General features: G+C 59.0%; 17 protein-coding genes and 1 pseudogene. 4 read left to right on the top strand and 14 right to left on the bottom strand.

Annotated elements, in window-relative coordinates; genetic code table 11:
- Positions 1-50: 50 nt before the first annotated feature.
- From AC07UI_RS22600 to aroC, 3 genes are read right to left on the bottom strand one after another with little or no spacing between them, the layout of a single operon-like run.
- Positions 51-671 carry a methylthioribulose 1-phosphate dehydratase gene (locus AC07UI_RS22600; RefSeq protein ID WP_494994599.1) on the bottom strand — a complete coding sequence of 207 codons (621 nt, stop codon included), beginning with the start codon at positions 669-671 and terminating at the stop codon, positions 51-53.
- Positions 668-1,813: an MFS transporter gene (locus tag AC07UI_RS22595; protein WP_494994598.1), complete on the bottom strand. Its 1,146-nt coding sequence runs from the start codon at positions 1,811-1,813 to the stop codon at positions 668-670. Before AC07UI_RS22595 ends, AC07UI_RS22600 begins: the two co-directional genes overlap by 4 nt.
- A gap of 40 nt (positions 1,814-1,853) precedes the next feature.
- A complete protein-coding gene (aroC, locus tag AC07UI_RS22590) occupies positions 1,854-2,945 on the bottom strand; it encodes a chorismate synthase (RefSeq protein WP_494994597.1) in 1,092 nt (363 codons plus the stop codon).
- An 82-nt stretch (positions 2,946-3,027) separates the two neighbouring features.
- Here aroC and AC07UI_RS22585 point away from each other — a divergent pair, with 82 nt between their 5' ends.
- Positions 3,028-4,026 carry an alpha/beta hydrolase gene (locus AC07UI_RS22585; protein WP_494994674.1) on the top strand — a complete coding sequence of 333 codons (999 nt, stop codon included), beginning with the start codon at positions 3,028-3,030 and terminating at the stop codon, positions 4,024-4,026.
- A gap of 99 nt (positions 4,027-4,125) precedes the next feature.
- Positions 4,126-4,917 carry a hypothetical protein gene (locus tag AC07UI_RS22580; RefSeq protein ID WP_494994596.1) on the top strand — a complete coding sequence of 264 codons (792 nt, stop codon included), beginning with the start codon at positions 4,126-4,128 and terminating at the stop codon, positions 4,915-4,917.
- 56 nt (positions 4,918-4,973) lie between these two features.
- Here the strand turns inward: AC07UI_RS22580 and AC07UI_RS22575 are convergent, their stop codons facing one another.
- The 5 genes from AC07UI_RS22575 to AC07UI_RS22555 form a co-directional block, all read right to left on the bottom strand.
- A complete protein-coding gene (locus AC07UI_RS22575) occupies positions 4,974-5,837 on the bottom strand; it encodes a DMT family transporter (RefSeq protein ID WP_494994595.1) in 864 nt (287 codons plus the stop codon).
- A 360-nt stretch (positions 5,838-6,197) separates the two neighbouring features.
- Positions 6,198-7,136 carry an aspartyl/asparaginyl beta-hydroxylase domain-containing protein gene (locus AC07UI_RS22570; protein WP_494994594.1) on the bottom strand — a complete coding sequence of 313 codons (939 nt, stop codon included), beginning with the start codon at positions 7,134-7,136 and terminating at the stop codon, positions 6,198-6,200.
- Positions 7,137-7,461: 325 nt separating this feature from the next.
- Entirely contained in the window at positions 7,462-8,436 is a 975-nt protein-coding gene (gene cysK / locus AC07UI_RS22565) for a cysteine synthase A (RefSeq protein WP_494994593.1), read from the bottom strand.
- A gap of 142 nt (positions 8,437-8,578) precedes the next feature.
- The gene (locus tag AC07UI_RS22560) at positions 8,579-9,085 is read right to left on the bottom strand and encodes a DUF2442 domain-containing protein (RefSeq protein WP_494994592.1); all 507 of its coding nucleotides are present in this window, start codon (positions 9,083-9,085) and stop codon (positions 8,579-8,581) included.
- A 44-nt stretch (positions 9,086-9,129) separates the two neighbouring features.
- Positions 9,130-9,303, bottom strand: a complete 174-nt coding sequence (locus AC07UI_RS22555; protein WP_494994673.1) for a DUF4160 domain-containing protein — start codon at positions 9,301-9,303, stop codon at positions 9,130-9,132.
- 201 nt (positions 9,304-9,504) lie between these two features.
- Between AC07UI_RS22555 and AC07UI_RS22550 the strand changes: the two genes are divergently transcribed.
- Together AC07UI_RS22550 and AC07UI_RS22545 are read left to right on the top strand one after the other, a co-directional pair.
- On the top strand, positions 9,505-10,350 hold the full coding sequence (locus AC07UI_RS22550) for an AAA family ATPase (RefSeq protein WP_494994591.1): 846 nt from the start codon (positions 9,505-9,507) through the stop codon (positions 10,348-10,350).
- A 33-nt stretch (positions 10,351-10,383) separates the two neighbouring features.
- Entirely contained in the window at positions 10,384-11,562 is a 1,179-nt protein-coding gene (locus AC07UI_RS22545; protein ID WP_494994590.1) for a vWA domain-containing protein, read from the top strand.
- Between the two features lie 129 nt (positions 11,563-11,691).
- Here AC07UI_RS22545 and AC07UI_RS22540 read toward each other — a convergent pair whose 3' ends face one another.
- The 6 genes and pseudogenes from AC07UI_RS22540 to AC07UI_RS22515 form a co-directional block, all read right to left on the bottom strand.
- Positions 11,692-12,609, bottom strand: coding sequence for a 5-oxoprolinase subunit C family protein (locus AC07UI_RS22540; protein WP_494994589.1), 918 nt, complete (start codon positions 12,607-12,609; stop codon positions 11,692-11,694).
- Positions 12,606-13,310, bottom strand: a complete 705-nt coding sequence (gene pxpB / locus AC07UI_RS22535; RefSeq protein WP_494994588.1) for a 5-oxoprolinase subunit PxpB — start codon at positions 13,308-13,310, stop codon at positions 12,606-12,608. The genes AC07UI_RS22540 and pxpB overlap by 4 nt, the downstream gene beginning before the upstream one ends.
- Positions 13,307-14,059 carry a 5-oxoprolinase subunit PxpA gene (locus AC07UI_RS22530; RefSeq protein WP_494994587.1) on the bottom strand — a complete coding sequence of 251 codons (753 nt, stop codon included), beginning with the start codon at positions 14,057-14,059 and terminating at the stop codon, positions 13,307-13,309. The genes pxpB and AC07UI_RS22530 overlap by 4 nt, the downstream gene beginning before the upstream one ends.
- 66 nt (positions 14,060-14,125) lie before the next feature.
- Positions 14,126-14,350 (bottom strand): annotated as a pseudogene (locus AC07UI_RS22525) (MFS transporter); the annotation flags it as partial.
- Positions 14,351-14,489: 139 nt separating this feature from the next.
- A complete protein-coding gene (locus AC07UI_RS22520) occupies positions 14,490-15,032 on the bottom strand; it encodes a DUF2937 family protein (RefSeq protein ID WP_494994586.1) in 543 nt (180 codons plus the stop codon).
- Between the two features lie 9 nt (positions 15,033-15,041).
- Positions 15,042-15,818, bottom strand: a complete 777-nt coding sequence (locus AC07UI_RS22515) for a class II glutamine amidotransferase (protein WP_494994585.1) — start codon at positions 15,816-15,818, stop codon at positions 15,042-15,044.
- Positions 15,819-15,837 lie beyond the last annotated feature (19 nt).

Here is a 15,837-nt window from a genome sequence, read left to right as displayed (position 1 = left end):
TCAGGTGGTGCGTTTCATCAGGCGGTGAGCTACTTCTGAAGAAGTAAGCGTTAACGGTTAAGCACCGAGCGGGTCTTCAACTCACACTCGAACAAAAATTCAAAGGCTTCGATCTGCCGCAGCGCATCACTCATCCGCGCGCCCCAGGTGTACAGGCCATGGCCGCGGATCAGGTAACCCACGCAATCGGGGTGAGCCTCAAGCCAAGGCTGCACCCTGGCGGCCAGGCGAGCAATATCCTGATCGTTATCAAAGATCGGCACCCGCACTCTGGACTCGTGAGTGGAGATGCCACTGAATGCCTTTTGCAGTTCGTAGTCTTCGAACTCGATAAAGTCTTCGACGGTCAGCCGCGACAGTACGGTGGCGTTCACCGAATGCGTATGCAACACCGCGCCGATCTCCGGGCGCCAGCTGTAGAGCTGGGTGTGCAACAGGGTTTCGGCCGAGGGTTTCTTGCCCGGTTCCAGGCTGTTGCCGGACAGATCAGTGGCTAATACGTCATCGGGCCCCAACTGACCTTTATGCTTGCCGGAGACGGTCAGCAAGGCTTCGCCGGGCGACAGCCGGGTCGAGTAATTGCTGCTGGTGGCCGGCGACCAGCCGCGACCATAGAGAAAACGCCCGGCTTCGATGATTTCCAGGGCTAGCTGTTCACGGGTAAGGCTCATGGCCTGTCCTCTTGCATACGAGTGGCAATGATAACGGCTGCAGCCAGCGCTGCGAGACTGGCAATACTAAAGGTCAACGTCGCCCCCAGGGCATTCCAGCTGTAACCGGAATACAACGCGCCCAGCGCGCCGCCAGTGCCGGCCAGCGCGGCATATAGCGCCTGGCCCTGACCTTGCTGACGAGCACCGAAGCTACGTTGCACGAAATGGATGGCAGCCGCATGAAAGCTGCCGAAGGTGGCCGCGTGCAGCACTTGAGCAAACAGCAGCACCCATAAAAACTCAGCGAAGGAGCCCAGCAACAACCAGCGCAACGCGGCCAGCAGGAAACTCGCCATCAGCACGCGACGCACGGAGAACCGCACCAGAATCTTGCTCATGGCCAAAAACATCAGCACTTCGGCGACAACACCCAACGCCCAAAGCATGCCGATCAAGCCACGGGTGTAACCCAGTCGCTCGAGGTGCAGAGTCAGGAAGGTGTAATAAGGTCCATGACTCATCTGCATCAGCCCCACACAGGCATAAAACGCCAATACGCCGGGGCTGCGCAATTGCTTTACAAAACCCTCTCCCGCCAGACGACTGCCCTGGACTGGCTGGGCATTCGGCACCCAGGCGCTGCTGACGACGATCCCGGCCATGATCACCACTATCGCCACCGGATAAATGTCCAGACTCAGCCATTCGAACAAGCGTCCAAGCGCCACCACCGTGATGATGAAACCGATGGACCCCCATAAGCGGATCTGGCTGTAACGCGAGGTCTGGTCGTTCAAGTGCGCCAGGGTGATGACTTCGAACTGTGGCAACACCGCGTGCCAGAAGAACGCATGCAAGGCCATGACCATCGCCAGCCAGGCGTAGCTCTTGCTGAGGAAGATCAGTGAAAAGCTCAGCAACGTGCAGACCGCGCCAAAACGCACGATCGCCAGTCGGCGCCCGGTGTAATCACCGAGCCAGCCCCAGATATTCGGCGCCACGCAGCGCATCAGCATAGGGATCGCCACCAGCTCGCCAATGCGCGCGCTGGAAAAGCCCAGGTGATCGAAATACAGCGCCAGAAACGGCGCCGTCGAACCGAGCAAGGCGAAATAGAACAGATAGAAACTGGATAACCGCCAGTACGGCAGCGCCGCCACGGCCGTCAGACCGTGGCGACTGGCTGGGCGCCGCCGGCCATTACAGCTGGCCCAGCACCGGTGTGCTCACGCGCACGTCCGCGTTCTGCCCGCGATTGCGCAGCAAGTGGTCCATCAGCACGATGGCCATCATCGCTTCGGCGATCGGCGTGGCGCGGATGCCGACGCACGGGTCGTGACGGCCCTTGGTGATGACATCCACCGGATCGCCGTGCACATCAATGGAGCGGCCCGGTGTGGTAATGCTCGAAGTCGGCTTGAGGGCCAGGTGCGCAACGATCGGCTGCCCGGAGGAAATCCCGCCCAGAATGCCGCCGGAGTTATTGCTGAGGAACCCTTGTGGGGTCATTTCGTCACGGTGCTCGGTGCCGCGCTGGGCGACACTGGCGAAACCGGCACCGATTTCCACGCCCTTGACCGCGTTGATGCTCATCAGTGCATGGGCCAGTTCAGCGTCGAGGCGGTCGAAAATCGGCTCGCCCAGACCCGGCATCACGCCCTCGGCGACCACGGTTATCTTCGCACCGATGGAGTCCTGATCACGGCGCAGCTGGTCCATGTAGGCTTCAAGCTCCGGCACTTTGTCCGGATCGGGGCAGAAGAAGGCGTTCTCTTCCACCGAATCCCAGGTCTTGAACGGGATTTCGATCGGCCCCAGCTGACTCATGTAACCGCGAATTACGATGCCCTGGCCGGCCAGGTATTTTTTCGCAATCGCGCCGGCCGCCACGCGCATGGCGGTTTCCCGCGCCGAACTGCGACCGCCGCCGCGATAATCGCGTTCGCCGTATTTATGGTGATAGGTGTAATCGGCATGGGCTGGACGGAACAGATCCTTGATCGCCGAGTAGTCCTTGGACTTCTGGTCGGTGTTGCGGATCAACAGACCAATCGGGCAACCGGTGGTGCGGCCTTCGAAAACCCCGGAGAGGATTTCGACTTCATCGGCTTCCTGGCGCTGGGTAGTGTGGCGGCTGGTGCCGGGCTTGCGCCGATCCAGATCGCGTTGCAGGTCGTCCAGCGACAGCTCAAGGCCCGGCGGGCAGCCGTCGACAATGGCGACCAACGCCGGACCATGGCTTTCGCCAGCGGTGGTGACAGTGAACAGCTTGCCGTAGGTATTGCCGGACATGCAGGGCGCTCCGCGAAATCAGCTCAAAAAACCAAAGGCGCCAGTATACGCAGGCTGCCTCAGTAGTTCATCCTCGAACCTTATCGGTGCCTGCGAGTCCAACCTGCACCTTGTCCATGATGGCGCGATGATGCTGCGAGTTCTTGTCTTGAGCCTTTCCCTGTTTACCGGCCTGGTCCAGGCCTCCGTCCTGCAACGCCCGCTCAGTCTGGACACCGGCAACGGCGAATTGTATGGCTCGATGTTACTGCCAAAATCCGACGCACCGGTGCCTGTGGTGTTGATCATCTCAGGCTCCGGCCCCACCGATCGCGACGGCAACAACCCCGAAGGCGGGCGCAACGACAGCCTCAAACGCCTGGCCTGGGTGCTTGCCAAACACAACATCGCCAGCGTGCGTTACGATAAACGCGGCGTCGCCGCCAGCCTCGCGGCCACCCCCGACGAACGCAATCTGACCCTCGACGACTATGTGGCCGACGCCGTGGCCTGGGGCAAGAAGCTCAAGGCCGATCCACGCCTGGGTAAATTGATTCTCCTCGGACACAGCGAAGGGGCGCTGATCGCCAGCCTCGCAGCGCCTGAAGTGGATGCCGCGGCGGTGATTTCCGTCTCCGGCAGCGCCCGCCCGATCGACCAGGTATTGCGTCAACAATTGAGCTATCGCCTGCCAGCACCGTTGATGCTGCGCAGCAATCAGCTGCTCGACAGTCTCAAGGCCGGGCACGTCGTCGACGACGTGCCAGCACCACTGTTAGTGATTTTCCGCCCCAGCGTACAGCCATATCTGATCACGCTGTTTCGCCAGGACCCGGCGGCGGCCTTCGCCAAACTGAAGATGCCGGCCTTGATCATCCAGGGCAGTAACGACATTCAGGTCGGCGTCGGCGATGCGCAAATGCTCAAGGCGGCCAAACCGGACGCCGAACTGGCACTGATCAGCGGCATGAACCACGTCATGCGCATCGTGCCCAACGATATCAGGCGCCAAATGGCCTCTTACAAAGACCCGCAACTACCGCTGGCTGCGGAGTTGGGCGCGCATATCTTGAGCTTTATTGAAGGACTTCGCGCCAGTTAAGCGGCTTTGCCCCTCCAGTCCTGAAAAAAACGGCCGATAAACCATTGCCGGCAGTTCACTTGCAATCGGCAAGCAGGACTTGGACAGGATTTCGCCGTAATGACTGATACCCAGAATTCACCCGAAACAGCAGCCGATGAAATCGCCCCGCAAGCGGTCGAACTGCCGTGGGCCGACGTCCAGGTCGAGCACCACAAGATGCTCCGCCTGGCGCCGCTGCAAACCGATCGCGCCACCGGCGGACGGCCTTTACGCTTTGTCGAATTCGGCTTCGCCGAGCGCAACGGCAAGGACCACAGCCTGCTGCGGATGAATATCCAGTTACCGGGCCAGCGCGTTCGCAAAGAGCAGAACTATCTGGACGTGTGGGTCGATCACGCTACCCGCCGGGTGCGTTTCAGCCCTGAAATCGGCTTGCAGATCGAACCCTGGAACCGTGGGATCGGCCGTTTCCTGATGGCTCAGGGGGTCACTTGGGCGCAGAAAAAATGGTCGAATTACCGCGTCGATGGCATGGATCTGTCGAACAAGGATGCCCTCAATGAGGACACGCGTCTGCGCCGTGATCACTTTTTGCGCATCCATGGTTTCGATGTGGTTTACGCCGATGTCCAGCACCTGAAGGGCAGTGTGAAAGATGTGCTGGTCAGTGAGCTGCGGGGAAACTGGAACACTGAAAAGCTGCAGTTCGTAGAAATTCTCGAAGCCGCGCAGATGCTCCAGCAAGCCGAGCAAAACCTGGCGGAACAAGAAGTCAAACTACGCCAGCAGGAAGAAAAGGTCAGCAAGTTCAAACGCGAAGATATCGGGTTGCGCTTCACCATTACTTGCCTGGTGGCGTTCTCGGTGTTCCAGGCCGGGTTGTTGATCTGGATTGCTACCCATCGTTAATCCACTTGATCGGCAGGAGCCTTCGATAACGCCGAAGGCTCCCAAGCCGCCTCGAATCAGCTCGTTTTACGGAACACAAACACCAGACCGACGATGATCAGCAACATGCCGAGCATGCTCAGCGCCGCCAGTTTGTTGCCAAAGAACAGATAGTCCATCACCGCTGTTACCGCCGGCACCAGATAGAACAGACTGGTGACATTCACCAGATTGCCCCGGGCGATCAAGCGATACAGCAACAGGGTCGCCAGCACCGAGACCACCAGCCCCATCCACAACACCGGCACGATAAAACCCGTGCTGTGTTCAATGTGAAACGGCTGGAACGGCACAAACACCCCGCACAACAACAGGCCGGCCAGGTATTGGACTGGCAGCGTGCCCAACGGGTTATCGGTAATGCGCTTCTGCATGATCGCGCCGAACGTCATGCTCGCCAGCGCCAGCAAACCGAAGAGCATCCCGGCCAAGGACATACCGGCCAGGCCAATGCCCTGATAAACCACCATGACCAGACCTGCCAGCCCGAGCCCCAGACCGAAGATCCGGCGCCATGAACGCTGACGCTCCATCAGCACCACGGTGAGGATCGGTTGAACGCCCATGATGGTGGCCATTACCCCGGGGGTGACCTTCAAGTCGAGGGCCAGCAGATAGAAAATCTGATAAGCCCCCAGCAACACCACGCCGGTAGCCGCCGCATAAAGCATCGGTTTGCCGCCACGGGGCAGTCTCAATTTGAGCAATGGCATCAACAGCACCAGCCCGAACAGCGCAATGGCGAAGCGGATCAGCAGGAAGGCAAACGGTGAAGCGTGGGCCAGGCCCCATTTAGAGAAGATCGCCCCGCTGCTCCAGAGCAGGACGAACAGGCTCGTCGAGGCCGCCGCGGCCGCGGATTTTTTCGAAATGACAAACATGGATACCACCTGTAGTCAGGCAAAAACGCCAACTCAGCAAACGCTGAAATTCAGTAGTTTTTTTCAGACGGGCACAGGGAACAGCAAACGAAGCTGATCAGCCCGAAATGCCAACGCCTGGCGGTGATACGACTGCGCACACCGGCGTGCTACTGACAGGTGGGGGGTAATGACTGATCTGCGCAGGCTGTTGACCCCCGCACGGCACGACGCCAGCGTTGACCGCTGAATCGACTACCGCGTTGATGAGGGAAACCGGCATGTGCTGATCTTTTTGAGGGAAATCAAGGTGGATGTTGAAATGCACCGAGCGCCGACTATAACCAGCGCTCGATGCCTATTGCAACGACTTGCAACGACTTAGCCAAACAACCAGTAACCCAGCAACGTCAGCGCCACCACCGCCAGCACAGGTCGCAGGACGCGATACAGTTTGGGATTGCGGCGTTTCCATTGTTTGACCACGCCACTGAAGCGGTCGCTGGAGTTCTTGGTCCAGGCGTAGGCCTGGTTGATCCCGCCGACGCGTTCGTCGTCGAGGTTCTGTGGTGCCGTGGCGCGGCCCAGCACGCCACTGACCCAGCGATTGATGCGGGTCATGAGGCGGCTGCTCAGGGGACGCTCGATGTCACAGAACAGGATCACGCGGGTCTTCTCGGTTTCGTTCTTGACCCAATGCACGTAGGTTTCGTCGAACATCACGTCTTCGCCATCGCGCCAGGCGTAGACCTGACCGTCAACGAAAATCCGGCAATCGTCGGAGTTCGGTGTCGACAGCCCCAAGTGATAACGCAACGAACCGGCAAACGGATCGCGGTGCGGGTTGAGGTGGCTACCGCCCGGCAGCAAGGCAAACATCGCGCCTTTTACATTGGGAATACTGCTCAACAATGCCACGGTTTTCGGGCAGAGCACATTGGCCGACGGCAGCGGCTTGTCGTACCACTTGAGGTAAAAACGCTTCCAGCCCTTCTTGAAGAACGACCCAAAACCGGCGTCGTTGTTCTTCTCGGCAGCGCGGATGTAGCCTTCGTCGAACAAGTGCATTGCTTCGTCGCGGATGACTTCCCAGTTGTCTTTGAGTACATCCAGTTCCGGGAACTTGCTGCGATCCAGGTACGGTTTGGATGGCACGCCGGAGAACAGGTACATCAAGGCGTTATAGGGCGCGAACAATGCCGAATGGTTGACGAATTGACGCAATACCGGCAAACGCGCCTTGCCGCGCAAATGCACATAAAGCGTGCTGCCCAGGAACAGCAGCAACACCGACGCCTTGGCGGCAAAGGAAAAGGTCATGCAACAACTCCTTGAAAATAGGCAACTCTGTGCTGCGTCATTTACCCGACATGGCAGCCGGGCATGATAAACACTACCGGCCTCGGGAAAAACCCGCATAACTCAACATTCAGTGTTAAGGGATACGCAATAAAGCACTTATTAACATAAGGCGGTTGAATGGGAGCTGATGTGGGTCAGCACAATTGTGCCCAGACTGTTTGCGACCGCTTCGCGATCGATCGCGGGCAAGCCTCGCTCCTACAGGGATCCGCCGCACCATAGGAGCACTCCTTGCCCGCGAAGGCGTCCTCACAGACGCTAAAAAACTATCGACACAAGATCGTTACTGCTGATTTTCCTGTTCAGTAAACAAATCGCTGAACAACATGCTCGACAGGTAACGCTCACCCGAGTCCGGCAGGATCACCACAATAGTCTTGCCCTGCATTTCCGGGGTTTCGGCCAGCCGCGCGGCGACGGCCATGGCCGCACCACTGGAAATACCGCACAAAATCCCCTCTTCCTGCATCAACCGTAGCGCCATGGTCTTGGATTCTTCATCGCTGACCAATTCGACCCGGTCGACCATCGACAGATCAAGGTTGTTCGGCACAAATCCGGCGCCGATGCCCTGGATCTTGTGCGGACTCGGTTTTATTTCTTCCCCTGCGAGCTTCTGAGTGATGACTGGTGAGCTAATCGGCTCCACCGCCACCGACAGAATCGGCTTGCCCTGGGTGTTCTTGATGTAGCGCGACACCCCGGTAATAGTCCCGCCGGTGCCCACACCCGCCACCAGCACGTCTACCGCACCGTCGGTGTCATTCCAGATTTCCGGGCCGGTGGTTTTTTCATGAATAGCCGGGTTGGCCGGGTTATCGAATTGTTGTGGCATGAAGTACATCGCCGGATCGCTGGCGGAAATCTCGGTAGCCTTTTCGATGGCGCCTTTCATGCCTTTGGCAGGGTCAGTCAGCACCAATTCGGCACCCAGCGCCTTGAGAACCTTGCGTCGTTCGATACTCATGGACGACGGCATGGTCAGCACCAACTTGTAACCGCGAGCTGCCGCGACGAACGCCAGGCCGATACCGGTATTGCCCGAGGTCGGCTCGATAATGGTCATACCAGGCTTGAGCTTGCCGGTGCTTTCGGCGTCCCAGATCATGCTTGCGCCAATCCGGCACTTGACTGAATACCCTGGATTACGCCCTTCGATCTTGGCCAGAATCGTCACGCCACGGGGGGCGATGCGGTTGATCTGTACCAGGGGCGTATTGCCGATGGAGTGGGCGTTATCAGCAAAAATACGGCTCATGGCTGGGTCCTTATGCAGCATTGAAGAGGCCTTCAAGGGTATGCCTCGTGCTCATGGGCGTCCAGTCAGCCGAGCGACTGTCGTGTAGAACAATCAATGGCTTAATGCGACTTGAGACTAACCAGCACAACGCATCGGTTGACTAGTTTTTGCGGGTCACTTGATAACGGCCGGTTTCTTCGGCTGCTTGCAGTGCGGGCGATGCCAGCTCCTGCAACGAGTCCCAGCCCAGACAGGCCAGCGCCAGAGACCGAGGCACCGGCTCGCGGCCGTTACTGTAGCGGGAGATGCTACGCGTACTGACCCCCAGCGCTTCGGCGGCCTGGCTAAGTGGCAACCCGGTACGGGCTCGCCAGCCGATGAAGATCCGGGTGTTTTCATCTGCAGCATTCTGCGCCAGAGCATCCAGGTACAAGGTGTCGGCGCCGATCTGAATGTCCAGCTCCGGCCATTCCACGGTCCAGCCGTCATCACCCAACTCTGCGCCAGCAAACGCTTGCCCATCCTGCAGCGGCAACAGCCCCGGGAATTTACTCGGATCGCTGCTTAAATCCAGGGTCAATTGCTGACCATCGATAAAGGTCAATGCCAGTCTGCTATCAGGCAATGCCTGCACGGCCGCCAAGCGTGGCCGTTTCATCGATGCCATAGTTTCCACTCCTCCAAAAGTTGCTCGCGATGCGCCCTTACCCATTACAGCGCTTCCTTCAGGATCAGCGCGGGAGCATGGCCCGCCATCACTTCCACTGTTTCCAGGCTAATCATTACATCCACCCCGCCACCGGTCAGATGAACGTGTGGCGGTAAATGGTCCTGTTCCCGCAACTGAATACGGTATTTGTCGCGAAATCGATATTTAGTAGACATGCCGAGCAAGCTATAGCCAAAATGGCGATACATCAATACTGGCTCCCCGCCCTGACTGAGTCAAGATGTGACGCCCCATTCAGAGACTGAATGGGGCGTCTGCGTTCACAGTCGACCGGGCACCGCGTTATAGTCGGACATGACTTTTACTTCGCCCGCCCTGCTTTGCTCAGGTCGGCGTTACCGTTCGAGGATTTGCAGATGAAGTTCGAAGGCACCAGCGCATACGTCGCCACCGATGACCTGAAGCTTGCGGTCAACGCCGCCATCACGCTGGAGCGACCATTGCTGGTCAAGGGCGAACCCGGCACCGGTAAAACCATGCTCGCCGAGCAAATGGCCGAGTCCTTCGGCGTGCGGTTGATCACCTGGCACATCAAGTCCACCACCAAGGCCCATCAGGGCCTTTACGAGTACGACGCGGTCAGCCGCCTGCGTGACTCGCAGCTGGGCGTGGACAAGGTCCATGACGTTCGCAACTACCTGAAAAAGGGCAAGCTGTGGGAAGCCTTCGAATCCGAGGAGCGGGTGGTTCTGCTGATCGACGAAATCGACAAAGCCGACATCGAATTCCCTAACGACCTGCTGCAAGAACTCGACAAGATGGAGTTCTACGTTTACGAGATCGACGAGACGATCAAAGCCAAAAAGCGGCCGATTATCATCATTACCTCCAATAACGAGAAAGAACTGCCGGACGCCTTCCTGCGCCGCTGCTTCTTCCACTACATCGCCTTCCCGGACCGCATCACCCTACAAAAAATCGTCGACGTGCACTACCCGGATATAAAGAAAGATCTGGTCAGCGAAGCGCTGGACGTGTTCTTCGACGTACGCAAGGTGCCGGGGCTGAAGAAGAAGCCGTCGACCTCCGAACTGGTGGACTGGCTGAAACTGCTGATGGCCGACAACATTGGCGAAGCGGTGCTGCGTGAGCGCGATCCGACCAAAGCCATCCCGCCGCTGGCAGGCGCCTTGGTGAAGAACGAGCAGGACGTGCAATTGCTTGAGCGTCTGGCGTTCATGAGCCGTCGCGGCACTCGCTGATACTTCTTTTTTACGATCTCAAGGGCGACAGCCATGCTGCTCAACCTGTTCAATGAAATGCGCGCAGCCAAGGTGCCGGTTTCGGTACGCGAACTGCTGGACCTGATCAACGCGCTGAAACAGCGGGTGATCTTCGCCGACATGGACGAGTTCTATTACCTCGCCCGGGCGATTCTGGTGAAGGATGAACGACATTTCGACAAGTTCGACCGGGCGTTCGGCGCCTACTTCAATGGCCTGGAAAAGCTCGACGATCATCTTCAGGCGTTGATCCCCGAAGACTGGCTGCGCAAGGAATTCGAGCGTTCCCTGAGCGATGAAGAACGTGCGCAGATCCAGTCCCTCGGCGGCCTGGACAAGCTGATCGAAGAATTCAAGAAGCGCCTCGAAGAGCAAAAGGAACGTCACGCCGGCGGCAACAAATGGATCGGCACTGGCGGCACCAGCCCGTTCGGCTCCGGTGGTTTCAACCCGGAAGGCATTCGGGTCGGCGATACCGGAAAACGTCAGGGCAAAGCGGTCAAGGTCTGGGATCAGCGCGAATACAAGAACCTCGACGATTCGGTCGAACTGGGCACCCGTAACATCAAGGTCGCCCTGCGTCGTCTGCGCAAATTCGCTCGCCAGGGCGCGGCGGAAGAGCTGGATATCGACGGCACCATCGACCACACCGCTCGCGATGCTGGCCTGCTGAACATTCAGATGCGTCCGGAGCGTCGCAACACCATCAAGCTGCTACTGCTGTTCGACATCGGCGGCTCGATGGACGCCCACGTGAAAATTTGCGAGGAGCTGTTTTCGGCCTGCAAGACCGAGTTCAAACACCTGGAGTATTTCTACTTCCACAACTTCATTTATGAATCAGTGTGGAAGAACAATATGCGTCGCGGCTCCGAACGGACTTCGACCCAGGATCTGCTGCACAAGTACGGCGCCGACTACAAAGTGATCTTCATCGGCGACGCCGCCATGGCGCCCTACGAAATCACCCAGGCCGGCGGCAGCGTAGAGCACTGGAACGAAGAAGCCGGTTATGTGTGGATGCAGCGTTTCAAGGAGAAGTACAAGAAGCTCATCTGGATCAACCCCTACCCGAAAGACACCTGGGGCTACACCGCCTCGACCAACATCGTGCGCGACCTGGTCGAAGATCAGATGTTTCCGCTGACGTTGCGTGGGCTGGAAGAAGGGATGCGCTTTCTCTCGAAATAACCCTCAGTCCTGATCGTTCCCACGCTCTGCGTGGGAATGCCGCCATGGACGCTCTGCGTCCGCTGTTGAGGCTGTGACGCGGAGCGTCACGGGATGCATTCCTACGCAGGAGCGTGGGAACGATCAACATCAAGCAAACCTGCGCAAATAACTCACTTGCTGCTGATGCGCGGTCTCCTGCACCACTGGCGTCAACCGGATCTGCGCGCCCGGCAAACACTGCGCCAACCGCGCCAACGCCAATGGCGTCAACGCCCCCAAGCGTGGATACCCACCAATGGTCTGCCGGTCGTTAAGCAGCACAATCGGCTGCCCATCCGGCGGCACCTGAATAGCGCCCAGCGGGATGCCTTCGGAGATCATTGGCTGGCCCTGATACTGCAGCGCGGGCCCAAGCAGACGAATGCCCATGCGATCAGCACGGCTGTCGACAGTCCAGGTGCTGTTGAAGGCATCGAACAGACTTTGCCCACTGAACTCGCCAATCTGCGCACCGAGCACCACGTCCAGTGGTCGGTTCAATTTGAAATCCGGAATGAGTTCGCGAGGCAGTTCGCGCACAGTCGCAGCTGACGGCACATAACTCAGCTGCGCACCTTTTGCCAACGCCTGCCCAAAACCATCAAGCCCACCCAGCTCTTCACGCACCACCGTGGCACAACTGCCCAACACCCTGGACGCGCTGAAACCACCTGGTGCCGCCAGGTAGGCTCGTGCTCCGAGCAACGGTTGAGTGAACTGCAGGCGCTGGCCCTTCTTCAAGCTGAAACCGCGCCACGGTGAAAGAGGCTGGCCGTTGAGTTGAGCACCAAGGTCTGCTCCCGCCAACGCCAGGCAGCAATCGTCCTGCGCCAATAATGTGAAGCCACCGAGAGTCACTTCAATCACCGCCGCATCCAGCGCATTGCTTAGCAACCAATTAGCCCAGGACATCGACACCCAGTCCAGCGCGCCGCCCTGAGTCACGCCCAGATGCCGCACGCCGAAACGCCCTGCGTCCTGCAGCAGGCACAACGGCGTGCTGGCTTCAATCAATAGACGGCTCATGCCACGCTCTCCAACGGCGAGTCATCACCGCCCAGATTAATGAACTCTGCATGGCTGACGGCCTCGAAGCGCACGGTGTCACCCGGCTGCATCAGGCTGTAGCCGTCGCGTTCCCGGTCGAACAATTTGCTCGGTGTGCGGCCAATCAGGTTCCAACCACCGGGAGAGACCACCGGATAAGCGGCGGTCTGCCGCTCGGCGATCCCCACACTGCCGGCCGCCACGCGCTTGCGCGGCGTACTCAGACGTGGCGCGGCCAGCACCTCCTCCACCAGGCCCATAAAGGCAAAACCCGGCGCAAAGCCCAGAGCGAACACCTGATATTCGCGCTCGCTGTGGCAACGAATCACTTCGTCGACCGCCAAGCCGCTGCGCCGGGACAACACACCCAGCTCAGGCCCGACGCTTGGGTCATACCAGACCGGCAGCACATGGCTCCGGCCTCTGGCCTGCGGGTTCGGCGTCAGATCGGTCAAGGCCTCGGCAATCAGTTCACGGGCCCGGGAGGGGGTCAGCGCGGTCAGATCGTAATGCACCATCAAGGTCGTATAGGACGGCACCAGATCGATCAGATGCCCGGCGAAACCGCTACGCAGTCGTTCGCTGGCAGCGAGCATCCATGGCATGTTGTCCTCGGCGATGACGTCGAACAGCCGCACCATCAGACAGTCAATGGCCACCACTTCAACCCGTGGCCTCATGGTTGAGTCTGCTGGTTCAAGGCCTCGCGGATACGCCGCACGGCGGCGACCGAACTGGCGTTGTCGCCATGCACGCACAGCGTGTTGGCCTGCAAGTGCAAGGCGCTTCCATCACTGGCGATCAGGTTCTCACCACGGGCAATGATCAATGCTTGCTCGATGATTTTCTCGGGATCGTGATGCACCGCACCCGGTAACTGCCGTGACACCAGGCGCCCGGCACTGTCGTAGGCCCGATCGGCGAACGCCTCGAACCACAGCGACACGCCGTACTCATCGCCCAGGGCCTGAGCCGCACTGTTGTCGCGGGTCGCCATCAGCATTAACGGTAATTGCCGGTCATAGGCGGCCACGGCCTGGATCACCGCACGCAGTTGCTCAGGATTGGCCATCATGTCGTTGTACATCGCACCGTGGGGTTTAACGTAACTCACGCGACTGCCCTGGGCCCGGCAAATGCCATCCAGGGCACCGATCTGATAGTGCAGCAGATCCTGAATTTCCTGCGGGGTGCAGGCCATGGAGCGGCGACCGAAACCCACCAGGTCCGGATAGGCCGGATGCGCTCCGACCTGTACGCCATGGGCCAGCGCGAGGCTGACCGTCTTGCGCATGATGCTCGGGTCGCCGGCATGGAAACCGCAGGCAACGTTGGCGCAATCAATGAACGGCATGACCTCGGCGTCCAGACCCATGGTCCAGTTGCCAAAGCTTTCGCCGATGTCGCAGTTCAATAGCAGGCGGCTCACGATGAACGCTCCTGTAGGCTTTTGAATGTTCTTGTGCGGGATCTTTCGTCAGCATCAGGTTATCAGTTACTGCACCTCGAGTTGCTTGCCACGGGCTTCCGGCAGGCTCAGGGCCGCCAGAATCACCACGCCGTAAGAGACCGCCGCAAAAACCCCGATCCCCATGCCCAACGGCACGTTCTGGCTAAGCAGACCCATCAGCAGCGGGAAAAATGCCGCCAACGCCCGGCAAAATATGGCAAATATCCACGTTAGCATTATGGGTATGGTTCTGAACCACGACGACGCATATCGTGGATTGGGCGCATTCTTTGGCGCAGGCGCCCTGCCCGTCCAATTAATAAAAACCACCCGCCGAGCAGATGATGGACACCTATCCCTTCGATCGTTCCCACGCGGGAGCGTGGGATCGATCAGCATCACGCCAAACTTACAACCCCCGCAAATCGCGCTCTTCAATCGGCCGGCTCTGGCGCAGGCGTTTGCCGCCCAGTACCACCCAGTCGATCAAGCGAAACAGGCATTCCAGACCGAACGACAGCAGCAACGCACCGCCCATGCCCCAACCCATTGCTTCGGGGTTCAGCAGGATCTGATAGCTGTAGCCGTTCCAGGTTTCCTTGCGAATGTCCGGGTCGGCGGCCAATGCCACCTGCAACGCACGGATGTACCACGGGCCTTGCATGGCCTGGAACTGTTTATCCAGGGCCAACTGGCGCGTGAGCAAAGTACTCAGGCTCTCGGCATCGCTGCGAATCACCGGGTCTTCACTGGCGCGGTAATGAGCCACCAACGCTTGCAGGTCGCCCTTGAAGAATTGCCGGGCGGTACCCTGAAAGCCTTGAAGCCCGGTCTGCGCCTCGATCAAGTGGGCTTCAACCCGCTTGGCGTAATCGCTGATGAAACCCGGCACTTGCACACCAACCAACAAGCCAATGGCAAACAACACCAGTCGCAAATAACTGAGCAACATAGGGGGTCCTTATTCGGTCTGGCCCTGACTGACGCATTCGCCGCGTCGCCACAGGCTCCATTGGCCCGGTTCGTAGCGGGTCCAGGTTTCGTTTTCGGTCAAGGGCTCGGTGGCAATCACAGTCACCACGTCATTGGGCGTGGTTTCTGCCTGGAAATCGACGATCACATCGACATCCTTCAAGCGCGCCGGGCCGAACGGCGCGCGGCGAGTGATATGCGCAAGCTTGGTCGAGCAATAGCAGAACAGCCAGTCGCCATCGCTGAGCAGGCAGTTGAACACACCTTTGCCGCGGTATTCGGCGCAGGCGGCCACCAGGTCCGGCAACAGCTGCTCGACGTCCACCGGTTCGGGAAACGCCTGGCGCACACGATTGAGCAAATCGCAGAACGCCGCTTCGCTGTCGGTATCACCGATCGGCCGATAGAAACTGGCGGTGGGCTGCAAATCGGCCAATTGGCCGTTATGGGCGAAACACCAGTTACGCCCCCACAGCTCACGAACAAACGGATGGGTATTGGACAGGCAGACCTTGCCGACATTGGCCTGACGGATATGGCCAATCACTACTTCGCTTTTGATCGGATAACGCTGCACCAGTTGCGCGACTTGCGAATCGCAACTGGCCGCCGGGTCCTGAAACAACCGCAAGCCCCGGCCTTCGTAGAACGCAATGCCCCAGCCGTCACGGTGCGGACCGGTGCGGCCACCGCGCTCCATCAGCCCGGTAAAGCTGAACACGATATCGGTCGGGACATTGGCGCTCATGCCCAATAACTCACACATGCTCGGACTCTCGCTTCAA

The sequence above is a fragment of the Pseudomonas sp. GW821-FHT04C07 genome (genome assembly GCF_059420325.1).
The sequence above is the reverse complement of the archived record's forward strand: the minus strand, read 5'-3'. Positions and strand labels throughout refer to the sequence as shown.

What these genes read in the sequence shown, in the direction of transcription:
- AC07UI_RS22600 (WP_494994599.1), bottom strand. Translation starts at nt 671, where the DNA reads ATGAGCCTTACCCGTGAACAGCTAGCCCTGGAAATCATCGAAGCCGGG.
- aroC (WP_494994597.1), bottom strand. Translation starts at nt 2,945, where the DNA reads ATGTCCGGCAATACCTACGGCAAGCTGTTCACTGTCACCACCGCTGGC.
- AC07UI_RS22580 (WP_494994596.1), top strand. Translation starts at nt 4,126, where the DNA reads ATGACTGATACCCAGAATTCACCCGAAACAGCAGCCGATGAAATCGCC.
- AC07UI_RS22575 (WP_494994595.1), bottom strand. Translation starts at nt 5,837, where the DNA reads ATGTTTGTCATTTCGAAAAAATCCGCGGCCGCGGCGGCCTCGACGAGC.
- AC07UI_RS22570 (WP_494994594.1), bottom strand. Translation starts at nt 7,136, where the DNA reads ATGACCTTTTCCTTTGCCGCCAAGGCGTCGGTGTTGCTGCTGTTCCTG.
- cysK (WP_494994593.1), bottom strand. Translation starts at nt 8,436, where the DNA reads ATGAGCCGTATTTTTGCTGATAACGCCCACTCCATCGGCAATACGCCC.
- AC07UI_RS22560 (WP_494994592.1), bottom strand. Translation starts at nt 9,085, where the DNA reads ATGGCATCGATGAAACGGCCACGCTTGGCGGCCGTGCAGGCATTGCCT.
- AC07UI_RS22555 (WP_494994673.1), bottom strand. Translation starts at nt 9,303, where the DNA reads ATGTCTACTAAATATCGATTTCGCGACAAATACCGTATTCAGTTGCGG.
- AC07UI_RS22550 (WP_494994591.1), top strand. Translation starts at nt 9,505, where the DNA reads ATGAAGTTCGAAGGCACCAGCGCATACGTCGCCACCGATGACCTGAAG.
- AC07UI_RS22545 (WP_494994590.1), top strand. Translation starts at nt 10,384, where the DNA reads ATGCTGCTCAACCTGTTCAATGAAATGCGCGCAGCCAAGGTGCCGGTT.
- AC07UI_RS22540 (WP_494994589.1), bottom strand. Translation starts at nt 12,609, where the DNA reads ATGAGCCGTCTATTGATTGAAGCCAGCACGCCGTTGTGCCTGCTGCAG.
- pxpB (WP_494994588.1), bottom strand. Translation starts at nt 13,310, where the DNA reads ATGAGGCCACGGGTTGAAGTGGTGGCCATTGACTGTCTGATGGTGCGG.
- AC07UI_RS22520 (WP_494994586.1), bottom strand. Translation starts at nt 15,032, where the DNA reads ATGTTGCTCAGTTATTTGCGACTGGTGTTGTTTGCCATTGGCTTGTTG.
- AC07UI_RS22515 (WP_494994585.1), bottom strand. Translation starts at nt 15,818, where the DNA reads ATGTGTGAGTTATTGGGCATGAGCGCCAATGTCCCGACCGATATCGTG.